1 protein-coding gene is annotated in these 544 nt (G+C 31.4%); it reads right to left on the bottom strand.

Translation table 11 applies throughout. The features are described 5' to 3' along the window. Positions 1-137: 137 nt before the first annotated feature. The gene (locus LFLEISCH_RS14430; RefSeq protein WP_007478155.1) at positions 138-365 is read right to left on the bottom strand and encodes a hypothetical protein; all 228 of its coding nucleotides are present in this window, start codon (positions 363-365) and stop codon (positions 138-140) included. Positions 366-544: the final 179 nt, after the last annotated feature.

The following is a 544-nucleotide window of genomic DNA, read 5'->3' on the forward strand; positions in this document are numbered from 1 at the left end:
CCCTTGAATATAATTATTTTCCATAAGAGCCTGTGCTTTTAAATTAAGAACACTGCTACCGTTAAATGAACCCGTTGAAACATAACCTATTCTTTCAGGTCTATCAGCATTGATTTTATATTCATTATTAAATGCTGTTAGGTTTTGAATCCCCCACTTGAAAAATAAGCCCAACCAGTATTAACATTTTGACCAAATTGAGTGAATGATTGGTCTTTCATAAACTCTTGGCTTTGAACAGATGATGTAAGATTTGGTGCCGCTTGTACGTTAAATGGCACCGCTCCAACAACAATTGTGCTAGCAATTATTCCTGCTGATAAAACGCTAGCTGTTGTTTTCTTCATTAAATTTCTTTTCTTCATAAATTAAAACACTCCTTTTTTATAAAAAATAATATTTAAAACCGTAAAACTTGTTGTCAACTCCTTTCTTTTCAAAATGAAGTTGCAAATTTAGTAATCTAACTGGTGTTAGATCTAAAAATCGTAATCAATTCTTTCACTCCCTGTTGCTAAAATTTTGCGTATTTCATAWWAAAATT

Source organism: Listeria fleischmannii subsp. fleischmannii LU2006-1 (assembly GCF_000344175.1).
Classification (GTDB): domain Bacteria; phylum Bacillota; class Bacilli; order Lactobacillales; family Listeriaceae; genus Listeria; species Listeria fleischmannii.